Raw genomic sequence first — 19,312 nt, 5'->3', positions numbered from 1 at the left:
GACGATGAAGTTGATGTCGCCCTGGCGGTACAGCAGCACGTCCTTGGAGCGGTGCTTGGCGACGAGGCTGAAGCCGAGCTTCTCGAAGATCGGTTCCAGCACGCCCGGGGTGGGCGATGCGAACTCGACGAACTCGAAGCCCATCAGGCCCATCGGGTTCTCGAACAGGTCAGTATTGGCGTTCATGGTGGCTCCTCCTGGGGTTATCGGACCAGCTGGTCCAGGGTGATGGCGTAGGCGCTGCGGGCCAGCCCGGTGGGCTCGGCCGAGCGCTCGCGGCAGCGCTGCAGTGCCGCGGCAATGGTGGAAGACACGTCCTCGAAAATGGCGGCCTCGCCGTCGCGGGCCTCGTCGCCCATCAGGAAGGCGAAGGCGCGCGCCATGCCGCAGTTGGCGATGAAGTCGGGGATCACGGCCACGCGGCCATCGGCGTGCTCCTGGATCGGGCCGTAGAAGATTTCGCTGTCGGCAAAGGGCACGTTGGCACCGCAGGCGATCACATCCAGCCCGGCCGCGACCATGGCGTCCACCTGCTCGCGCGTCACCAGGCGCGAGGCGGCGCAGGGCAGGAAAATCTCCGCGCCCAGGCTCCAGATGCGGCGGTTGACCTCGTCGAAGGGCAACAAGTCATCGGCGGCGAGCTGGTTGCCGCGACGGCCCAGGAACAGCGCCCTCACCTCCTCGAAGCTGAAGCCCTGCGGGCGCAGCAGGCCGCCCTCGCGGTCGATGATGCCCACCAGCGTCGCGCCGGCCTGCGCCAGGTAGTAGGCCGCCGCGGCGCCCACGTTGCCCCAGCCCTGCACGATCACGCGCTGGCCTTCCAGCGACCGGCCCCACAGCCGCCGCTGGTGGCGCACCGACTCGGCCACGCCCCAGCCGGTGATGAGGTCCGCCACCGTGTAGCGGCGCGAGACGGAGGGCGTGAAGCGCGAGTCCTCCACGGCATGCGACACGCCGCGGCGCAGCTGCCCCACCTTGCGGATGCGCTCGCTCTGGTCCGGGTTGAAGTGGCCGTTGACCACGCCTTCCTGCGGGTGCCACAGGCCGTGGCTCTCGGTGATGGGAATCACCTCGTGCACCTCGTCCACGTTGAGGTCGCCGCCGGTGCCGTAGTAGCTCTTGAGCAGCGGCGCCACGGCCTTGTACCAGCGGCGCAGCACGTCTTCCTTGCGCGGGTCGGCCGGGTCGAAGTCGATGCCGGACTTGGCGCCGCCGATGGCGGGGCCGGAGACGGCGAACTTCACTTCCATGGTCTTGGCCAGCGACTCGACCTCGCGCCGGTCCAGGCCCCGGCGCATGCGCGTGCCGCCGCCCGCGGCGCCGCCGCGCAGGCTGTTGATCACCACCCAGCCGCGCGCGGGCGTCTGGTCGTCATGCCACTCGAACACGATCTCGGGCGGCTTGTTCTCGAAGCGTTGGAGCAGGTCTTTCATGGGGGTCTCCGGTTGCTTGTGCATCTGTGGGCTGCCGGCTCAAGCCAGCAGCAGCTTGTCGTCGTCCACGCGCTCGCCGCGGGTGCGCTCGAACAGGCGCAGCAGGTCGGGCACGTCCAGGCCCTCGCGCTGCGTGCCGGAGACGTCCAGCACCACGCGGCCCTGGTGCAGCATCACGGTGCGGTGGCCGTGGTCCAGCGCCTGGCGCATGCTGTGCGTGACCATCAGCGCGGTGAGCCTGGACTCGTTGACGATGCGGTCGGTGAGCTCCAGCACGAAGGCGGCCGTGCGCGGGTCCAGCGCCGCGGTGTGCTCGTCCAGCAGCAGCAGCTTGGAGGGCTGCAGCGAGGCCATCAGCAGGCTCACGGCCTGGCGCTGGCCGCCGGAGAGCAGCCCCATGCGGTCGGCCAGCCGGTTCTCCAGGCCCAGGTTGAGCGTGCGCAGCTTGGCGCGGAACTCCTCGCGCAGCGCGCGGTTGAGCGTGAGGCCCAGTCCCCGGCCCTGCCCGCGCTTCCAGGCCAGCGCCATGTTCTCCTCGATGGTCAGCGCCTCGCAGGTGCCGGCCATCGGGTCCTGGAACACGCGCGCCACCAGCGCGCTGCGCTGCCAGGCGTTGCGCCGCGTGACGTCCTCGCCGGCGATCTCGATGCGGCCGCTGTCCACCAGCAGGTCACCGCTGATCGCGTTCAGGAAGGTGGACTTGCCCGCGCCGTTGGAGCCGATGACGGTGACGAACTGGCCGGCGGGAATCTCCAGGTCCAGCCCGCGCAGCGCGCGGTTCTCGATCGGCGTGCCGGGGTTGAAGGTAAGTTCCAGTCGTTGCGCGCGCAGCATCACAGGGCTCCTTTGGCAGTCGTGGATTGGGCAGCGGGGGCGGCAGCCTTGCGTGCCGGCCGCTTGAGGAAGCGGCGCTTGATCTGGGGCGCCAGCAGCGCCAGCGCCACGAGCACGGCGGTGACGAGGTTGAGGTCCTGCGCCTGCAGGCCCAGGAAGTCGCTGTTGAGCGCGCCGGCGATGAAGAAGCGGTAGAGCACGGCGCCCAGCACGCAGGACAGCGTGGCCAGCACCAGGCCGCGCGCCGGCAGCAGCGTCTCGCCCACGATCACGGCGGCCAGGCCGATGACGATGGTGCCCACGCCCATGGAGATGTCGGCGCCGCCCTGGGTCTGCGCGAACAGCGCGCCGGCCAGCGCCACCAGCGCGTTGGACAGCGCCAGGCCGTAGATGGTGAAGCGGTCGGTGGAGATGCCCTGCGCGCGGGACATGCGGGCGTTGTTGCCCGTGGCGCGCATCGCCAGGCCGGCCTCGGAGGCGAAGAACAGGTCCAGCAGGCCCTTGACCACCGCCACGATCGCCAGCAGCAGCAGCGGCTTGAACACGTAGTCGGGCCAGTCGTTGAAGGCGAACAGGCTGAAGAGCGTCGGCTCGGTGATCAGCGCCACGTTGGGCTTGCCCATCACGCGCAGGTTGATCGAGTACAGCGCGATCATCACCAGGATGCTGGCCAGCAGCTGCATGATGCGCAGCCCCACGTGCAGCCAGGCGGTGAGCGCGCCGGCCGCGGCGCCCGCCGCCACGGCCACGGCGGTGGCCGCCAGCGGGTGCCAGCCCGCGACGATCAGCGTCGCCGCCACGGCGCCGCCCAGGGGAAAGCTGCCATCGACCGTCAGATCGGGGAAGTTGATGACGCGGAAGGAGATGAAGACGCCCAGCGCGACCAGGCCGAACACGAGGCCGATCTCCAGGGCGCCGAGTGATGCAATCAACGACATGAGGTTTTCCTGCGGCAAGGCTCCGCCCGGGCGCGCCGCTTCAGGCGCGCCGGACGCTCAGCTTGTTGAGGGAGAGGGGTAAAAGGAGCGCCGCGCTTACTTCTGGGCGACGGTCAGCTTGGCGGCCTTGAGCAAGTCCTCGGGCAGCGTGACGCCCTGCTTCTGCGCCGCTTCGGGGTTCACGTGCAGCTCGAACTTCTGGCTGGTCTGCGCGGCGATGGCGCCGGGCTTCTCGCCGTTGAGGATGCGCACCACGAGCTTGCCGGTCTGGCGGCCGAGGTCGTAGTAGTTCAGGCCCAGGGCGGCCACGGCGCCGCGCTTGACGGCGTCGGTATCGGCCGCAACCACCGGCAGCTTGGCCTGCTGCGCCACCTTGACGATGCCCTCGAAGGCGGACATCACGTTGTTGTCGGTGGGCGCGTAGATCACATCGGCCTTGTTGACCACGCTCTGCGCGGCGCCGGGCACGTCCACGGTGCGCGGGGCGGCGGCTTCCACCAGCGTCAGCCCGGCGGCGGCGGTGGCTTTTTTCAGCGCCTGCACGATGGCCACGGAATTGGCTTCGCCCGGGTTGTAGATCACGCCCACCTTCTTGGCCTGCGGGCGCACGCGCAGCATCAGCTCCAGGTGCTTCTCCAGCGGCGAGGCGTCCGACACGCCGGTGACGTTGCCGCCGGCGGGCTCCCAGCTCTTGACCAGGCGCGCGGCGACGGGATCGGTGACGGCGGAGAACACCACCGGGATGTCGCGCGTGGCCGCCACGGCCGCCTGCGCCGAAGGGGTCGCAATGGCGACGATGGCATCGGGCTTGTCGCCCACGTACTTGCGCGCGATCTGCGCCGCCGTGCCGGTGTTGCCCTGCGCGCTCTGGTACTCGAAGGACAGGTTCTTGCCGACCTCGTAGCCCGCCGCCTTGAGCTCGTCGCGCACGCCGTCGCGCGCGGCGTCCAGTGCCGGGTGCTCGACGATGGCGGTGACGGCCACGCGCTTGGCGGCGACGTCAGCGGCCTGCGCGCCCAGCGGCAGCAGCGAAGCCAGCGTGAGGCCCGCCAGCGCGGTGCGGATGAAAGCTTTTTGCATGGGGTGTCTCCTGGTATCGGCCCATTCCGGGCTCGTGGCCCGTCGCGGCAGTCGTTTCGAACAGGCGAAACTTTAGGGACCGGCACGCGCAATTGCTTTGCATCAAGCGTCGGGACCTTCCCCTGAAAGCGAGACAAAATTTCGTGCATCGTCCGAAGCGGGAGATTCCCTTGCACGCCTTTGATCTGGATCGAATCGACTGCCGAATCCTGGCGCACCTGCAGGCCCAGGGCCGGGCCTCGAACCTGGAGCTGGCGGAAGCCGCGGGGCTGTCGCCGGCGCAGTGCCACCGGCGCCACCGGCGGCTGGAGGAGCTGGGCCTGATCGCCGGCTACCACGCGCAGCTGGACGCGCGCCGGCTGGGGCTGACGGTGGTGGCCTTCATCCACATCGGCATGGAAAAGGGCCACCTGCGCGATCTGCCCAGCTTCCAGCGCCTGGTGGCGGACCTGCCGCAGGTGCTGGAGTGCTACTCGGTGACGGGCGACTTCGACTACGTGCTCAAAGTGGTGGCGCAGGACCTGAAGGCGCTGTCCACCTTCCTGATGGAGACGCTGATGCGCCTGCCCGGCGTCAACAGCGTGCGCTCCAGCGTGTGCCTGGACGAGATCAAGTGCACCGCCACGCTGCCGCTGACGCAGGGTTGACGCGGCGGTAGCGTCCGCGCCCATGCCCGCTCAACGCTTGCCGGGCGGCCGTGCTTCGTCGCCGCGGCCCGCTGCGGGCACCAGCGCCGCCTCGGCATCCTGGCGCGCGCCGGTACAGCCCGTCGGCCAGGCGGGTGCGCTGGCTATGTGGCTCGGCACCGAGTCCCGCTCGCAAGGCTTGCCACCGGCCGCTATAAAAGTCATGGCGCAACAATGCGAAAAGCCCGGTGTCCTGTGGACACCGGGCTTCGGCTTTTTTGGTCGGGGTGGCGGGATTCGAACTCGCGACCCCTTGCACCCCATGCAAGTGCGCTACCAGGCTGCGCTACACCCCGACGACTGAAGCTGAAAGTATACCGCATTCCGGATGCGGTTATCCCACTGCGCAAGAAGTTTCACGCACAACCTTCCTGGTTGCGCCTGCAACTCTAACCGCATGCTCGGGCCGTGCGCGTCCGCAACTGGCAGCCTGCGGCTGCCGACTCCTCTTGTGCCTTTCGTCTTGCGCGCGCTGCTCAAGAAGGCCATGGCCGTGTCACCGCGTGGAGGCTTTCACGGGCTTGCGCGCAAAAAGCAAAAGGCCCGGTGTCTTGTGGACACCGGGCCTCGGCTTTTTTGGTCGGGGTGGCGGGATTCGAACTCGCGACCCCTTGCACCCCATGCAAGTGCGCTACCAGGCTGCGCTACACCCCGACGACTGAAGCTGAAAGTATAACACCAATCTGCTATTTCTGGTCAAGCAGCGCGCGAATCTGAAAAAGCTCCGCACGTAACTCTTCCAGCAGATCGGGATGGCTGCCGCCGACGGACAGTGGAAATTCCGGCAGCTCCTCGGCTACCGGCGCATCTTCGGGCTCCAACGAATCCGGCTCCACGGCCAGCGCCTGGGAGGCGGCACGCAACGCGGCACCGCGCGGGGACTCATCGGCCAGGCGGTTGCGCGCACCGTTGATGGTGAAACCCTGCTCGTAGAGCAGGTCCCGGATGCGGCGGATCAGCAGCACCTCGTGATGCTGGTAGTAGCGCCGGTTGCCCCGGCGCTTCATGGGCTTGAGCTGCGAGAACTCCTGCTCCCAGTAGCGCAGCACATAAGGCTTGACGCCGCAAAGCTCGCTGACCTCTCCGATGGTGAAGTAGCGCTTGGCGGGGATCTCGGGCAACGAGGCCTTGCCCGGCGGCGGCGTCTTGTCCATCACAAGGAGGCCACGCGGAAGCTCGGGCCGCCGCGCTCAGCAAAAGAGGCGCGGCGGCTGAACACCCCGGCTGACCGGCAGTCCGCGCTCACGCCCTCACTCGGCGTCGTCGTGGGCGTCGGCATCGCCCTGCACCAGCCCTTTGAGCTTGTGGCTCGCATGGAAAGTGACAACGTTGCGCGCGTTGATGGGAATGGTCTCGCCGGTACGCGGGTTGCGGCCTGGGCGCGGCGCTTTGCGGCGAATGTTGAAGTTCCCGAAGCCCGAGAGCTTCACCTCCTGACCCTGCACCAACGCGCCGTGCAGGATGTCGAAGAAGGCCTCCACCATGTCCTTGGACTCGCGCTTGTTCAGGCCCAGCCGCTCGAACAGCAGCTCGGACAGCTCGGCCTTGGTCAGCGTCGGCGTCTCGATGCTGGGCAGCAACACGGACTCGGGCGGATTGGTGATGTCGTTCATGGTCCTGGGTCCCCTCCTCAGCCGCGCAGCCGCACACCCAGGCGCTGCTGCAGCCGCTGCAACAACGCGGCGACGACGGCGTCGATGCGCTCATCGGTGAGCGTGGCCTGCGGATCGAGAAGCTCCACCCGCACCGCCAGGCTGCGCTCGCCCGCCTCGATGCCGGCCACCGGCGTGGCGGGCTTGTAGAGATCGAACAGCCTGGCCGAGCGCACCAGGGCGCTGTCGTCGTCGAGGATGACACTCATCAGCGCATCATGGCCGAGGTCTTCGCGGGCCACCAGCGCCACGTCGCGCACAGCCGACTGCTGGCGCGGGATGGGCGTGAACTCGGGCACCGGACGCTGCAGCAGCGCATCAAGCTCCAGCTCGAACAGCACCGGCGCCTGCGGCAGCTCGTAGGCCTGGCGCCAGCGCGGATGCAACTCGCCGATCCAGCCGATGCTCACGCCGTCGATCTCCACGCGTGCGCTGCGCCCGGGGTGCAGCGCTGGATGGGTGTCGGCCACGAACTTGGGCTGCAGCGGCGCCAGCAGCGCTTCCACGTCGCCCTTGACGTCGAAGAAGTCCACGCCGCGCTCGCGCTGACCCCATTGCAGCTCGTGCTCGCTGCCGAAGGCCAGGCCCGCCAGGCGCCGCGGCTGGTGCACGCCGGCGACGCTGGTGTCGCTGTCGGTCACCGAGGCATCGCGCTGGAACACGCGGCCGATCTCGAACACCCGCACGCGCGGCGCCTTGCGCGCCAGGTTGTAGCGCAGCACGTTCACCAAGCTGCCCAGCAGGCTGGAGCGCATCACCGCCAGCGGCGCGGCGATGGGGTTGAGCACGCGGATCGGGTCGGCGTTGCCGGCCAGCTCCCGCTCCCAGCGCTCCTCGACGAAGCTGAAGTTGATCGTTTCCTGGTAATCCAGGTCCGCCATCAGGTGGCGCAGCGCATGCGTGCTGCGCCGGTTCTCCGGGCGCACGTGGGCCGTGACCGGGGCGATCGGCGGCGTGTCGGGCAGCTTGTTGAAGCCGACGATGCGGATCACCTCCTCGATCAGGTCTTCCTCGATCTGCAGGTCGAAGCGCCAGGTCGGCGGCGTGACGGTGAGCGTGCCCTCGCCTTCGCTGAACTCCAGGCCCAGGCGGCGGAACACCTCGGCGCACTGCGCCTGCGTGATGGGCATGCCGATCACGCGCGCGGCACGCGCCACGCGCAGCGTCACGGGCTTGCGCTCGGGCAGCCGCAGCACCTGGTCGTCGATCGGGCCGGCCTCGCCGCCGCAGATGTCCAGGATCAGCCGCGTCAGGTGCTCGATGTGCTCCACCGTCAGCGCCGGATCGACGCCGCGCTCGAAGCGGTGGCCCGCGTCGGTGCTGAAGTTGAAGCGGCGCGAGCGCCCTGCCACCGCCTGCGGCCACCAGAAGGCGGCCTCGACGTAAACGTTGCGCGTGTCGTCGGAGACGGCCGTGGCGTCGCCACCCATGATGCCGGCCAGCGACTCCACCGCCTGCGCATCCGCGATCACGCCCACCTGCTCGTCGAGCTCGACGGTGTTGCCGTTGAGCAGCTTCAGCTGCTCGCCCTGCCGGCCCCAGCGCACGACCAGGTTGTCGTGGATCTTGTCGAGGTCGAAGATGTGGCTGGGACGGCCGTACTCGAACATCACGTAGTTCGAGATGTCCACCAGCGCGCTGACCGAGCGCTGGCCGCAGCGCGCCAGGCGCTCCACCATCCACGCCGGCGTCTGGGCCTGTGGATTGATGCCGCGGATGACACGGCCGGAGAAGCGGCCGCACAGGTCGGCAGCCTCGACGCGCACGGGCAGCCGCACGTCATGCGCCGCGGGCACGGGCTCGAAGCACGGCGTCTGCAGCGGCGTACCGGTCAGCGCGGCGACTTCGCGCGCAATGCCGTACACGCTCAGGCAGTGCGCCAGGTTGGGTGTGAGCTTGAGCGTGAAGAGCGTGTCGTCGAGGTTGAGCACCTCGCGCACATCGGCGCCCACGGGAGCGTCGGCAGCCAGCTCCAGCAGGCCGCCGTGCTCCTCGGACAGCTGCAGTTCGCGCGCCGAGCACAGCATGCCGTGGCTCTCGACGCCGCGCAGCTTGCCCAGCTTGATCTGGAAGGGCTTGCCATCCTCACCCGGAGGCAGCTCGGCACCCACCAGCGCCAGCGGGACGCGGATGCCGGCGCGGGCGTTGGGTGCGCCACAGACGATCTGCAGCGGGCCGTCCTTGGAAAACTCGCCGGCGTTGACCTTGCATACGCGCAGGCGGTCGGCGTTGGGATGCTGCTCGGCTTCCAGGATCTCGCCCACCACGATGCGGCTAAAGGCGGGAGCGGCCGGGCGCAGCTCTTCCACCTCCAGGCCGGCCATGGTCAGGGTGTCGGCCAGCTCGGCGGTGCTCAGCGGCGGGTTGCAGAACGCGCGCAGCCAGGACTCGGGAAATTGCATGGTCGATCTCAGCCTTTACTTGAACTGCGAGAGGAAGCGCAGGTCGCCGTCGAAGAACAGGCGCAGGTCATTGACACCGTAGCGCAGCATGGTCAGCCGGTCCGGGCCCATGCCGAATGCGAAGCCGATGTACTCCTCCGGATCGAGACCGAAGTTGCGCACTACGTTGGGATGTACCTGGCCCGAGCCTGCGACTTCCAGCCAGCGACCCTTGAGCGGCCCGCTGCTGAAGGCGATGTCCACCTCCGCCGAAGGCTCGGTAAAGGGGAAGAAGGACGGACGGAAGCGGATCTGCAGATCGTCCGTCTCGAAGAAGTTGCGGAAGAAGTCGGCGAAGACCGCCTTCAGGTCCTTGAAGCTGACGTTGCGGCCGATCCACAAGCCTTCGCACTGGTGGAACATCGGCGAATGCGTAGCGTCGCTGTCCACGCGGTAAGTGCGGCCCGGTGCGATGACGCGGATCTCGGGCATCTCGCCGCCCTTGCACGCATGCGCCTTGACGTGCTGCACCGCATGGCGCACCTGCATCGGGCTGGTGTGCGTGCGCAGCAGGTAGCCGCCGGCGGGGCCTTGGGCGTCGACGTAGAAGGTGTCGTGCATCGAGCGCGCCGGGTGGTCGGCGGGCGTGTTCAGCGCGGTGAAGTTGAACCAGTCGTTTTCGATTTCGGGACCGTCGGCCACGGCAAAGCCCATGGAGCCGAAAATGGCTTCAATGCGCTCCAGGGTGCGCGAGACCGGGTGCAGCCCGCCACTGCCGCGGCGACGGCCGGGCAGCGTCACGTCCAGTGCCTCGGCCTGCAGCTGACGCTCCAGTTCCGCATCGGCCAGCGCCTGGCGGCGCGCGGTGAGGGCGGCTTCGACCTGCTGCTTTAGGGCGTTGATCTCGGCGCCGCGGGCCTTCTTCTGCTCGGGCGGCAGCGCGGCCAGGCCCTTCATCAATTCGGTGAGGCGGCCGGTCTTGCCGAGGTAGCGCGCCTTGGCGTTCTCCAGCTCGGCCGGCGTCGCGGCGGCTGCAAAGTCGGCGCGCGCGGACGACACCAGGGGATCGAGGTCGTTCATGGGATGCTGGACGGGGCGATAAAAAAAGGCCGGTCACCAGGTGCCGGCCTTTAGAGGATGCGTCCGGTCCGTGACAGGACCGGGACAGCGCGCGGCAGTCGCAACGACAGCCGCGGGCGTAACTCAGGCGAGTTGGGCCTTCACCTTCTCGACGATGCTGCCGAAGGCGGCCGGATCGTTGACGGCCAAGTCGGCCAGGACCTTGCGGTCGATGTCGATTTGGGCCTTCTTCAGGCCGGCCATGAACTTGCTGTAGGTCACGCCGAGCGAACGCGAGGCCGCGTTGATACGGGCGATCCACAGCTGACGGAACACGCGCTTCTTGGCACGGCGGTCACGGTAGGCATACTGGCCTGCCTTCATCACCGCCTGCTTGGCAATGCGGAAGACGTTCTTGCGGCGGCCGCGGAAGCCCTTGGCCAGGGCCAGGACCTTCTTGTGACGGGCGCGTGCGGTTACACCACGTTTGACGCGAGGCATGGTTCTACTCCTTTAACCTTGAAGCTCAGAGGCCAGCGAAGGGCAGCATCGCGGCGATGTGGCCCATGTTGGTCTCATGCACGTTGGCAGCGCCACGCAACTGGCGCTTGTTCTTCGTGGTCTTCTTAGTGAGGATGTGGCGCTTGAATGCCTGACCGCGCTTCACGGTGCCACCCGGACGAACGCGAAAACGCTTCTTCGCGCTGCTCTTGGTCTTCATCTTGGGCATGACTGCTCCTTGTAAGTGACCCTTGCGGGCGACCGCGGAAAACTCATCCGCGGTGCTTGTCGGCCCGCAACGGCTTCTGGTGTCGCGACTACCGCCAAAACGTCGGCAATCGAACCGTTGGCACCGCCGGTAACCAAACCGGCGGCGCCGAACCTTGCTCGTGCTGGTGCTTACTTGCGCCGCGGTGCCAGCACCATGATCATCTGGCGGCCTTCGAGCTTGGGCATGTGCTCGACCACCGCCACGTCGGCGAGCTCGTCGCGGATGCGCTCCAGCAGCCGCATGCCGATTTCCTGGTGCGTGATCTCGCGACCGCGGAAACGCAGCGTGACCTTGCCCTTGTCGCCGTCCTCCGCGATGAAGCGGCGCAGGTTGCGCATCTTGATCGCGTAGTCGCCTTCATCGGTACCGGGGCGGAACTTGACTTCCTTGACCTCGATGACCTTTTGCTTGGCCTTGGCCTCGGCTGCCTTCTTCTGCTCCTGGTACTTGAACTTGCCGTAGTCCATCAGCCGGCACACCGGCGGATCAGCCTGGGCCGCGATTTCCACCAGATCGACGTCGGCCTCGCCGGCCATTCGCAACGCCTCCTGGATGCTCACGATACCCAGAGGCTCGTTGTTGGGACCATTGAGCCGCACTTGCGGCGCCGTGATCTCCCGGTTCAGCCGGTGCTTGCGCTCCGCGTTGGGAATGCGACGATCGAAGAAAGTAGCGATGGTGAAGACCTCATGTCGGCCGAAGGCGCCCGGCCGTGACGTTCAAACACAATGCGGACGGGGCCCTCAAGCCTTGCCGGCAATGGCCTCGGCGATCTTGCTGTTGAAGTCTGCCAGGGACATCACCCCAAGGTCCTGATTGCCCCGGGCGCGCACTGCAACTGCCCCGTTTGCCTTCTCCTTGTCGCCCACGACAAGGATGAACGGAACCTTTTGCAAAGAATGCTCGCGGATTTTATACGTGATCTTCTCATTGCGCAAATCGGCCTGCGCCCTAACTCCTTGTTTTTGAAGCGCTTTCACTACTTCCTGCGCATAGTCCGCCTGCGCGTCCGTGATGCAGGCCACCACGGCCTGCACCGGCGACAGCCAAGTCGGCAGCGCGCCGGCGTGCTGCTCGATGAGGATGCCGATGAAACGCTCCAGGCTGCCGACGATGGCGCGGTGCAGCATCACCGGCGTGCGGCGCTCGCCGGACTCGGCCACGTACTCCGCACCCAAGCGCTGCGCCATGGAGAAGTCCACCTGCATCGTGCCGCACTGCCACTGCCGGCCCAGCGCATCCTTGAGCGTGTACTCAATCTTCGGACCGTAGAACGCGCCGTCGCCGGGAGCGATGACGTAGTCGCAGCCTGAGCGCTTGAGGCTCTCGATGAGCGCCTGCTCGGCCTTGTCCCAGATCTCATCGGAGCCGATGCGCGCATCCGGCCGCGTGGCCACCTTGTACAGGATCTCCGTGAAGCCAAAGTCCTTGTAGACCTTCTGCAGCAGCGCCGTGTAGGTCACACACTCGTCCAGGATCATGTCCTCGGTGCAGAAGATGTGACCGTCATCCTGGGTAAAGCCGCGCACGCGCATGATTCCGTGCAGGCCACCGCTGGGTTCGTTGCGATGGCACTGACCGAACTCGCCGTAGCGCAGTGGCAGGTCGCGGTAGCTCTTGATGCCCTGCTTGAAAATCAGGATGTGCCCAGGACAGTTCATCGGCTTAAGCGCGTAGTCACGCTTCTCCGACTCCGTCGTGAACATGTTGTCGCGGTACTTGTCCCAGTGCCCCGTGGCTTCCCACAAGGTGCGGTCCAAAATCTGCGGCCCCTTGACCTCCTGGTAGCCGTTGTCGCGGTAGACGCGGCGCATGTACTGTTCCACCTCCTGCCACACCGTCCAGCCCTTGGGATGCCAGAACACCACGCCCGGCGCGTGATCGTCGATGTGGAACAGGTCCAATTCACGGCCGAGCCTGCGGTGGTCGCGCTTCTCGGCCTCCTCCAACCGGTGCAGGTACTGCTGCAGGTCTTCCTTCGTGGCCCAGGCCGTACCGTAGATGCGCTGCAGCATCTCGTTGCGGTGATCACCGCGCCAGTAGGCACCGGCCACCTTCATCAGCTTGAAGTGCTTGAGCTTGCCCGTGGACGGCACGTGCGGGCCGCGGCACAGGTCCTCGAAGCCGCCCTCGCGGTACAGCGACACGTCCTCGCCCTGCGGGATGCTGCTGATGATCTCGGCCTTGTAGTCCTCGCCCAGCCCCTTGAAGTAGGCCACGGCCTCGTCGCGCGGCAGCACGCGACGCGTGACCTTCTCGTCCTTCTTGGCCAGCTCGGCCATGCGCTTCTCGATCGCCTGCAGATCCTCGGGCGTGAACGGGCGCTTGTACGAGAAGTCGTAATAGAAGCCGTTTTCGATGACCGGCCCGATGGTGACCTGCGCCTCCGGGAACAGTTCCTTCACCGCGTAGGCCAGCAGGTGGGCCGTGGAGTGGCGGATGAGTTCCAGCCCGTCCTCATCCTTGTCGGTGACGATGGCCAGCGGCGTGTCCTGCTCGATGCGGTAGCTCAGGTCCACCAGCTTGGCTTCCTTGCCATGGCCGATGCGCCCAGCCAACGCCGCCTTGGCCAGGCCAGGGCCGATGGAGGCAGCGACTTCGGCGACGGTGACGGGTGCGGGGAACTCGCGGCGCGAACCGTCGGGCAGCTGGATGGCAATCATCGGAGACTCCGGAAATGAAAAAGCGCGGTGGGAAACCGCGCTTCAGGAACGAAAAGACAAGGAAATGACGCGCGGCAGCGACTACGAAACCTCGGCGAAGGTCGAAGTTCGCGGTGTCATAACCAGGGTGCCTTTCTCGCTCTTGCTGGATTCGGGGAAGGTACCGATTCTAAATCAGGCTGCCTGCCCCCTGCGCGCGCCGGGCGTGCCGCTCAGCGTCGCGTGATGACGCCGCAAGCGATGCGCGTGCCCGAGTTGCCTGCGGGCTGCGAGCGGTAGTCGTCCGGCTGCGCGTGCACCACCACCGAGCGGCCCACGATGTCGCCCTTGGCACCGCCCACAGAAATGCCCTGCAGCATGATGCGCACGTCCGCGTTGCCGCTGGCGTCGGTGCGCACGTTGGGCATGTCGCCGGCGTGATGCGCGACGTCCTGCCCGCCGTGCGGCTGGTTGTCAGGGTTGAAGTGGCCGCCGGCGCTCGTGGCGTCGGGCGCGGAGCAGTCGCCCTTCTCGTGCACGTGGAAGCCGTGCTCGGCGTTGGGCTTGAGACCGGTGAGGCGCGCGTGCGCTATCAAATGCCCGCCCATGTCGTGGAACATCACCTGGCCGCCGGCCGTCTGACCCTGGGTCGGCGAGAGCGTCGCCATCGCGGAGGGCATCATCATGCCGCCGCCGTGGCTGCCCATGCCGCCCTCCGGCCCGCCGTGGCGATGCCCGGCACAGCCGGCCAATGCCGCGGCCAGCGCCGCCATGCCCACAACCCTGCTCCAGCTCAACACCTTCATGAGGTTCTCCATGCCAATGCGGATGAGGTCGCAACGATAGCGCGACTGCGGCACGATCCTGCAGCCGGCATGCCTACGACAGCCTCGGGCAGGACGCCAGGCCGCAGCTTAGCCGCCATCGCCGCCCTGCCCGCACTCAGCCGCGCTTCTGCAGCTTCGCAAAAGCCGCCGCCATCGCGCCCTGCGGCGCCGGCGCGCCGCCCTGGCCGCGTCCGGCGCGTTCGTTGCGCCCGGCGGGGCGGAAGGCGTTGCCGCCCGCGCCACTCCCCGCGCCGCCACGCTGAGCCCCCGCGTCGGTGCGCATGCTCAGCGCGATGCGCCCGCGCGCCAGGTCCACCTCCACGACGCGCACCTTGACGATGTCACCGGTCTTGACCACCTCGCGCGCGTCGGCCACGAACTTGTTGGCAAGCTGGCTCACGTGCACCAGGCCGTCCTGGTGCACGCCCAGGTCCACGAAGGCGCCGAACTGCGCCACGTTGCTCACCGTGCCCTCCAGCACCATGCCGGGCTGCAGGTCCTTGATGTCCTCCACGCCCTCGTTGAAGCGCGCCACCTTGAAGTCCGGCCGCGGGTCGCGCCCGGGCTTCAGCAGCTCGCCCAGGATGTCCTTGACCGTGATGGCGCCGAAGCGCTCGTCGGCGAAGGCCTCGGGCTTGAGCTTGGAGATGACGACGGTGTTGCCCATCAGGTCGCGGATCGGCCGCCCGGCCGCGGCGATGATCTTCTCCACCACCGGGTAGGTTTCCGGGTGCACGCCCGACATGTCCAGCGGGTTGTCGCCGTCGCGGATGCGCAGGAAGCCCGCGGCCTGCTCGAAGGTCTTGGGGCCCAGCCCCGTGACGTCCAGCAGCTGGCGCCGGCTGCGGAAGGCACCGTGCTGGTCGCGCCAGCGCACCACCGAGGCCGCCACCGTGGCCGACAGGCCCGAGACGCGTGACAGCAGCGGCGCCGAGGCGGTGTTCAGGTCCACGCCCACGCCGTTGACGCAGTCCTCCACCACCGCGTCCAGCGTGCGCGCAAGCTGGCCCTGGTTGACGTCGTGCTGGTACTGGCCTACGCCGATGCTCTTGGGGTCGATCTTCACCAACTCCGCCAGCGGGTCCTGCACCCGTCGCGCGATGCTCACCGCGCCGCGCAGGCTCACGTCCAGCTCCGGCAGCTCCTTGCTGGCGAACTCGCTGGCCGAGTAGACCGACGCGCCCGCCTCGCTCACCACCACCTTCTCCACGCGTACGTCGGGCGCGAGCTGCTGCAACCGCTTGATGAGGTCGGCGGCGAGCTTGTCGGTCTCGCGGCTGGCGGTGCCGTTGCCGATGGCGATCAGGTTCACGCCGTGCGCGGCGCACAGCCGCTGCAGCGTGTGCAGCGCGCCGTCCCAGTCACGCCGCGGCTCGTGCGGATAGACGGTGGCCGTGTCCAGCACCTTGCCGGTGTCGCTCACCACCGCCACCTTCACGCCGGTGCGGATGCCCGGGTCCAGCCCCATCACCACGCGCTTGCCCGCGGGCGCAGCCAGCAGCAGGTCGCGCAGGTTCTCGGCGAAGACCTTGATCGCCACCATCTCCGCCTCCTCGCGCAGGCGCGAGAACAGGTCCCGCTCCAGGCTCAGGCTCAGCTTGACCTTCCAGGTCCAGGCGATGGTCTTGCGGATCAGCTCATCGGCCGGGCGCTTGCGGTGGCTCCAGCCCAGGTGGATGGCGATCTTACCCTCAGCCAGCGAGGGCTGGCCAGGGACGAGCTCTTCGTCCAGCACCAGCCGCACGTCCAAGATTTCCTGCGCCCGCCCGCGGAACACCGCCAGCGCGCGGTGCGAGGGCATGCCGCGGATCGGCTCCTGGTGGTCGAAGTAGTCGCGGTACTTGGCGACGTCGGCGTTGTTCTCGTCCTTGCCCTCGACGCGCTTGCTGCGGATGAAACCTTCGGCCCACAACCACTCGCGCAGCGGGCCCACCAGCGCGGCGTCCTCGGCCCAGCGCTCGGAGAGCAGGTCGCGCACGCCGTCGAGCACGGCGAAGGCGTCGGCGAAGCCCGCCTCGGGGTTGAGGAAGGCGGCGGCCTCGGCCAGCGGATCGAGCATCGGGTCGGCCAGCAGCTTGTCGGCCAGTGGCTCCAGCCCGGCCTCGCGCGCGATCAGCCCCTTGCTGCGGCGCTTGGGCTTGTAGGGCAGGTACAGGTCTTCGAGCTCCTGCTTGGTGGGCACCGCCAGGATGGCCGCGCGCAGCTCCGGCGTGAGCTTGCCCTGCTCCTCGATGCTCTTGAGCACTGCCGCGCGGCGGTCCTCCAGCTCGCGCAGGTAGGACAGCCGGGCTTCCAGCTCGCGCAGTTGCGCGTCGTCCAGGGCGCCGGTGGCTTCCTTGCGGTAACGGGCGATGAAGGGCACGGTGGCCCCGCCATCGAGCAGCTCCACGGCCGCCTGCACTTGCGCGGGCCGAACCTTCAGCTCGTCCGCAATCTGCAACAGGATTTTTTCCAACTCGGGTCGATCGGGGGGTCTAGGAAAGCGCGCGAGTGTGCCACGCCGCCCCTGGGTATTCCCGAGTCCCGGGGCTGCGCACGGGCATCGCCCAGCCGCCCAGAGAGGCACCACAACTCGTTTCACCCCGGGCGCCCCGGAAACGTTGCGTCAAAAAGCACCCGTATAGGCTTGCCCTGCCCCGATCGGGCGCACCTCCCGGCACGTTTCGTGCCATTCCGAACCCCATGAATCCATCCCGCAGCGCCGCTTCACGGTGGCGCCCCATCAGAAACGCTTTGCCTTTTTCGCCCGCCAATCGCCTGGCGGTGGGCAGCGCCGTACGGGCATGGGGCGTTCCGGTCGCCGGGTTGCGCGAGCACGCACTCGATTTCGCGCAACGGCGGCCGTACAGCACGGAACGCGAAAACGCGCCGGGACGTGTAATCGATTTCGCTGCTTACGCGTTACTGACGCCATCGGCCCTCGCGCCGGACGGGGTGATGAACCTTGCCACCCGGGCTGGCACCGGGGCCGACCAGGCAAACGCCTACCGCCCGTCGTTTTACGGTGGTGGGTGCATGACGCCGCCTCGGCAGCGTCCGGCGCGCACGCAACCTGTGGAGCTGCGCGTCTTTCATCAATTGGGCACCCAGGTGCTGAGCAAAACATGGAGCCACGCCATCCAGCCGCAATGAGCGTCGACCAAAACACCGCGGCCCGTACCGCCACCATGCCGCCTCTGAAGAGGCGGCCCATGACACCCCGTCGCTGGTTTGGCCCCAGCGCCGCGCTGCAATCCCTGCTGCGCGGCACCGGCGGAGATGAACGCACCCGCTCGCGCGAGCGCATGCCGGCCCCGCAGCCCTGGCTGCAGGCCGCGCGGCGGCGCCGCACCAGGCTGCTCGCGGCCGTGGGCCTGTCCGCCACCGCGGCCACATTGGTGCTGGCGCAACCAGCCGCCGCGGACGGGCTGGACTGGATTGAAGCCGCTCACCTGCTGCTGTTCTTCCTGCTCTTCGGCTGGGTCAGCGCCGGCTGCTTCACCGCGCTGGCCGGCTACGTAAGCCTGCTGCGCGGCGACCCGCACGCGCTGTCGGCCGAGCGGCTGGCCGCCGGTGCGGCGCCCGACCCGGCCGCGCGTGTGGCGCTGGCCATGCCCATCTGCAACGAGGACATCGACACCGTCATTGCCGGGCTGCGCGACACCTGCGAGTCGCTGCGCGCCACGGGCCAGGACGGCGCCTTCGATGTCTTCATCCTCTCCGACACCGGCGACCCAGCGCTGCGTGCCGCCGAGTTGCGCGCCTGGGAAGCGCTGCGCGCGCAACTGGGCCCGGGCCTGGGCGAGCGCATCTACTACCGCCACCGCCGCCGCCGCACCAAGCGCAAGGCCGGCAACGTGGCCGACTTCTGCCGCCGCTGGGGCGCGCTCTACCGCTACATGGTGGTACTGGATGCCGACAGCGTGATGAGCGGCGAGTGCCTGGTGAGCATGCGCGCGCTGATGGAGCAGCACCCGCGCGTGGGCATCCTGCAGACGCAGCCCGTGGCGCGCGGCCACGACACGCTGCATGCGCGCGCGCAGCAGTTCCTCGGCCGCGTCGCGGCACCGCTGTTCGGCGCGGGCCTGCGCTGCTGGCAGATGGGCGAGTCCCACTACTGGGGCCACAACGCGATGCTGCGCGTGGAGCCCTTCATGCAGCACTGCGCGCTGGCGCCGCTGCCCGGGCGCGGCGGCCTGCGCGGCGAGATCCTGTCGCACGACTTCGTGGAGGCCGCGCTGATGCGCCGCGCCGGCTACGAGGTTTGGCTGGTGGACCTGCCCGGCAGCTTCGAGCAGCCGCCGGCGCACCTGCTCGACGAGTTGCAGCGCGACCGCCGCTGGTGCCAGGGCAACCTGCAGAACGCTTGGCTGGTGGCCGAGCCGGGCTTTGCGCCGGTGCACCGCGCCATGTTCATCAGCGGCGCGCTGTCCTACGTCGCCTCACCGCTGTGGCTGCTGTTCATGGTCCTGGGCGTGCTGGCCGCCGATGACGGCGCTGCCCACGTCTTCTCCAGCGCGCCGCTGCTGTGGGTGCTGACGCTGGCGATGCTGGCCGCGCCCCGGGCGCTGGGCGTGGCGCTGATCCTGCACCGCGGCCAAGCGGCGCAGTTCGGCGGCACGGCGCGGCTGGTGGCCGGCGCGCTACTGGAGGCGCTGCTGTCGGCCCTGCAGGCGCCGCTGCGCATGCTGGCGCACACCGTGTTCGTGGTGGGCGCGCTCACGGGCCTGAAGCTGGACTGGAAGTCGCCCTCGCGCGACGCGGTGGCCCTGCGCTGGGGCGACGCGCTGCGCCGCTTCGGCCCCTGGGCCGTGCCGGCCGCGGCCGTGGCCTGGCTGGCGGAAGTGCCGACGCTGGCGCCGGTGTGGCTGCCGCTGCTGCTGGCCGTGCCCCTGGCGGTGTGGACCAGCCGTCCCGAGGTTGGCGCCTGGCTGCGCCGCCAGGGCTTGTGGCTGACGCCGGACGAGCTGCAGCTCGCGGACGTGCCGGCCGCGCCCACCGCAGGCGACACGCAAGCGCGCGAGGCATA

The 19,312-nt window shown here is 68.5% G+C and carries 18 protein-coding genes, 2 tRNA genes and 1 pseudogene; 4 read left to right on the top strand and 17 right to left on the bottom strand.

The window, feature by feature from the left end:
- From Q0741_RS27230 to Q0741_RS27210, 5 genes and pseudogenes are all read right to left on the bottom strand, one after another.
- A pseudogene (locus Q0741_RS27230) lies at positions 1–186 on the bottom strand (4-hydroxyphenylpyruvate dioxygenase); the annotation flags it as partial.
- Positions 187–203: 17 nt separating this feature from the next.
- Positions 204–1,433: a Glu/Leu/Phe/Val dehydrogenase dimerization domain-containing protein gene (locus Q0741_RS27225; RefSeq protein ID WP_298236326.1), complete on the bottom strand. Its 1,230-nt coding sequence runs from the start codon at positions 1,431–1,433 to the stop codon at positions 204–206.
- A 39-nt stretch (positions 1,434–1,472) separates the two neighbouring features.
- Positions 1,473–2,267, bottom strand: coding sequence for an ABC transporter ATP-binding protein (locus Q0741_RS27220; RefSeq protein WP_298236325.1), 795 nt, complete (start codon positions 2,265–2,267; stop codon positions 1,473–1,475).
- Positions 2,267–3,205 carry an ABC transporter permease gene (locus tag Q0741_RS27215; RefSeq protein WP_298236324.1) on the bottom strand — a complete coding sequence of 313 codons (939 nt, stop codon included), beginning with the start codon at positions 3,203–3,205 and terminating at the stop codon, positions 2,267–2,269. The genes Q0741_RS27220 and Q0741_RS27215 overlap by 1 nt, the downstream gene beginning before the upstream one ends.
- 96 nt (positions 3,206–3,301) lie before the next feature.
- A complete protein-coding gene (locus Q0741_RS27210) occupies positions 3,302–4,285 on the bottom strand; it encodes an ABC transporter substrate-binding protein (RefSeq protein ID WP_298236323.1) in 984 nt (327 codons plus the stop codon).
- Positions 4,286–4,455: 170 nt separating this feature from the next.
- On the opposite strand from Q0741_RS27210, the gene Q0741_RS27205 reads away from it, so the two are divergent.
- The gene (locus tag Q0741_RS27205) at positions 4,456–4,932 is read left to right on the top strand and encodes an Lrp/AsnC family transcriptional regulator (RefSeq protein ID WP_298236322.1); all 477 of its coding nucleotides are present in this window, start codon (positions 4,456–4,458) and stop codon (positions 4,930–4,932) included.
- 258 nt (positions 4,933–5,190) lie between these two features.
- Here the strand turns inward: Q0741_RS27205 and Q0741_RS27200 are convergent.
- From Q0741_RS27200 to thrS, 10 genes are all read right to left on the bottom strand, one after another.
- Positions 5,191–5,267 (bottom strand) — tRNA-Pro (locus Q0741_RS27200).
- Positions 5,268–5,548: 281 nt separating this feature from the next.
- Positions 5,549–5,625, bottom strand: a tRNA-Pro gene (locus Q0741_RS27195).
- A gap of 32 nt (positions 5,626–5,657) precedes the next feature.
- Entirely contained in the window at positions 5,658–6,125 is a 468-nt protein-coding gene (locus tag Q0741_RS27190; RefSeq protein ID WP_298236321.1) for a MerR family transcriptional regulator, read from the bottom strand.
- A gap of 96 nt (positions 6,126–6,221) precedes the next feature.
- Positions 6,222–6,584: an integration host factor subunit alpha gene (locus Q0741_RS27185; RefSeq protein ID WP_051244479.1), complete on the bottom strand. Its 363-nt coding sequence runs from the start codon at positions 6,582–6,584 to the stop codon at positions 6,222–6,224.
- A gap of 17 nt (positions 6,585–6,601) precedes the next feature.
- A complete protein-coding gene (gene pheT, locus Q0741_RS27180; RefSeq protein ID WP_298236320.1) occupies positions 6,602–9,025 on the bottom strand; it encodes a phenylalanine--tRNA ligase subunit beta in 2,424 nt (807 codons plus the stop codon).
- A 15-nt stretch (positions 9,026–9,040) separates the two neighbouring features.
- A complete protein-coding gene (gene pheS, locus Q0741_RS27175) occupies positions 9,041–10,084 on the bottom strand; it encodes a phenylalanine--tRNA ligase subunit alpha (protein WP_298236319.1) in 1,044 nt (347 codons plus the stop codon).
- 123 nt (positions 10,085–10,207) lie between these two features.
- Entirely contained in the window at positions 10,208–10,564 is a 357-nt protein-coding gene (rplT, locus tag Q0741_RS27170) for a 50S ribosomal protein L20 (protein ID WP_029001829.1), read from the bottom strand.
- Positions 10,565–10,589: 25 nt separating this feature from the next.
- Positions 10,590–10,793 (bottom strand): 50S ribosomal protein L35, encoded by a 204-nt coding sequence (gene rpmI / locus Q0741_RS27165; protein WP_029001830.1) that lies wholly within the window; start codon positions 10,791–10,793, stop codon positions 10,590–10,592.
- A gap of 170 nt (positions 10,794–10,963) precedes the next feature.
- Positions 10,964–11,512 (bottom strand): translation initiation factor IF-3, encoded by a 549-nt coding sequence (infC, locus tag Q0741_RS27160; protein WP_298236327.1) that lies wholly within the window; start codon positions 11,510–11,512, stop codon positions 10,964–10,966.
- 66 nt (positions 11,513–11,578) lie between these two features.
- On the bottom strand, positions 11,579–13,498 hold the full coding sequence (thrS, locus tag Q0741_RS27155; RefSeq protein ID WP_298236318.1) for a threonine--tRNA ligase: 1,920 nt from the start codon (positions 13,496–13,498) through the stop codon (positions 11,579–11,581).
- On the opposite strand from thrS, the gene Q0741_RS27150 reads away from it, so the two are divergent.
- Positions 13,488–13,724, top strand: a complete 237-nt coding sequence (locus Q0741_RS27150; protein WP_298236317.1) for a hypothetical protein — start codon at positions 13,488–13,490, stop codon at positions 13,722–13,724. The two genes, thrS and Q0741_RS27150, sit on opposite strands and share 11 nt — an antisense overlap.
- Here the strand turns inward: Q0741_RS27150 and Q0741_RS27145 are convergent.
- Together Q0741_RS27145 and Q0741_RS27140 are read right to left on the bottom strand one after the other, a co-directional pair.
- Positions 13,711–14,283, bottom strand: coding sequence for a superoxide dismutase family protein (locus tag Q0741_RS27145; RefSeq protein WP_298236316.1), 573 nt, complete (start codon positions 14,281–14,283; stop codon positions 13,711–13,713). The two genes, Q0741_RS27150 and Q0741_RS27145, sit on opposite strands and share 14 nt — an antisense overlap.
- Before the next feature lie 136 nt (positions 14,284–14,419).
- Positions 14,420–16,759 (bottom strand): Tex family protein, encoded by a 2,340-nt coding sequence (locus Q0741_RS27140; protein WP_298236315.1) that lies wholly within the window; start codon positions 16,757–16,759, stop codon positions 14,420–14,422.
- A gap of 227 nt (positions 16,760–16,986) precedes the next feature.
- Here Q0741_RS27140 and Q0741_RS27135 point away from each other — a divergent pair, with 227 nt between their 5' ends.
- Together Q0741_RS27135 and mdoH are read left to right on the top strand one after the other, a co-directional pair.
- Complete coding sequence (locus tag Q0741_RS27135; RefSeq protein WP_298236314.1) at positions 16,987–17,436, top strand: hypothetical protein; 450 nt, start codon at positions 16,987–16,989, stop codon at positions 17,434–17,436.
- A gap of 59 nt (positions 17,437–17,495) precedes the next feature.
- On the top strand, positions 17,496–19,312 hold a 1,817-nt coding region (mdoH, locus tag Q0741_RS27130; protein WP_298236313.1), incomplete at its 3' end, for a glucans biosynthesis glucosyltransferase MdoH.

It is taken from the genome of uncultured Azohydromonas sp., assembly GCF_937926365.1.
Lineage (GTDB): Bacteria > Pseudomonadota > Gammaproteobacteria > Burkholderiales > Burkholderiaceae_C > Azohydromonas.
This window is presented reverse-complemented; position numbering and strand designations above follow the sequence as displayed.

Coding starts and splice junctions, on each gene's coding strand:
- Q0741_RS27225 (WP_298236326.1), bottom strand. CDS start 1,433: ATGAAAGACCTGCTCCAACGCTTCGAGAACAAGCCGCCCGAGATCGTG.
- Q0741_RS27220 (WP_298236325.1), bottom strand. CDS start 2,267: ATGCTGCGCGCGCAACGACTGGAACTTACCTTCAACCCCGGCACGCCG.
- Q0741_RS27215 (WP_298236324.1), bottom strand. CDS start 3,205: ATGTCGTTGATTGCATCACTCGGCGCCCTGGAGATCGGCCTCGTGTTC.
- Q0741_RS27210 (WP_298236323.1), bottom strand. CDS start 4,285: ATGCAAAAAGCTTTCATCCGCACCGCGCTGGCGGGCCTCACGCTGGCT.
- Q0741_RS27190 (WP_298236321.1), bottom strand. CDS start 6,125: ATGGACAAGACGCCGCCGCCGGGCAAGGCCTCGTTGCCCGAGATCCCC.
- Q0741_RS27185 (WP_051244479.1), bottom strand. CDS start 6,584: ATGAACGACATCACCAATCCGCCCGAGTCCGTGTTGCTGCCCAGCATC.
- pheT (WP_298236320.1), bottom strand. CDS start 9,025: ATGCAATTTCCCGAGTCCTGGCTGCGCGCGTTCTGCAACCCGCCGCTG.
- pheS (WP_298236319.1), bottom strand. CDS start 10,084: ATGAACGACCTCGATCCCCTGGTGTCGTCCGCGCGCGCCGACTTTGCA.
- rplT (WP_029001829.1), bottom strand. CDS start 10,564: ATGCCTCGCGTCAAACGTGGTGTAACCGCACGCGCCCGTCACAAGAAG.
- rpmI (WP_029001830.1), bottom strand. CDS start 10,793: ATGCCCAAGATGAAGACCAAGAGCAGCGCGAAGAAGCGTTTTCGCGTT.
- Q0741_RS27150 (WP_298236317.1), top strand. CDS start 13,488: ATGGCAATCATCGGAGACTCCGGAAATGAAAAAGCGCGGTGGGAAACC.
- thrS (WP_298236318.1), bottom strand. CDS start 13,498: ATGATTGCCATCCAGCTGCCCGACGGTTCGCGCCGCGAGTTCCCCGCA.
- Q0741_RS27145 (WP_298236316.1), bottom strand. CDS start 14,283: ATGAAGGTGTTGAGCTGGAGCAGGGTTGTGGGCATGGCGGCGCTGGCC.
- Q0741_RS27135 (WP_298236314.1), top strand. CDS start 16,987: ATGAATCCATCCCGCAGCGCCGCTTCACGGTGGCGCCCCATCAGAAAC.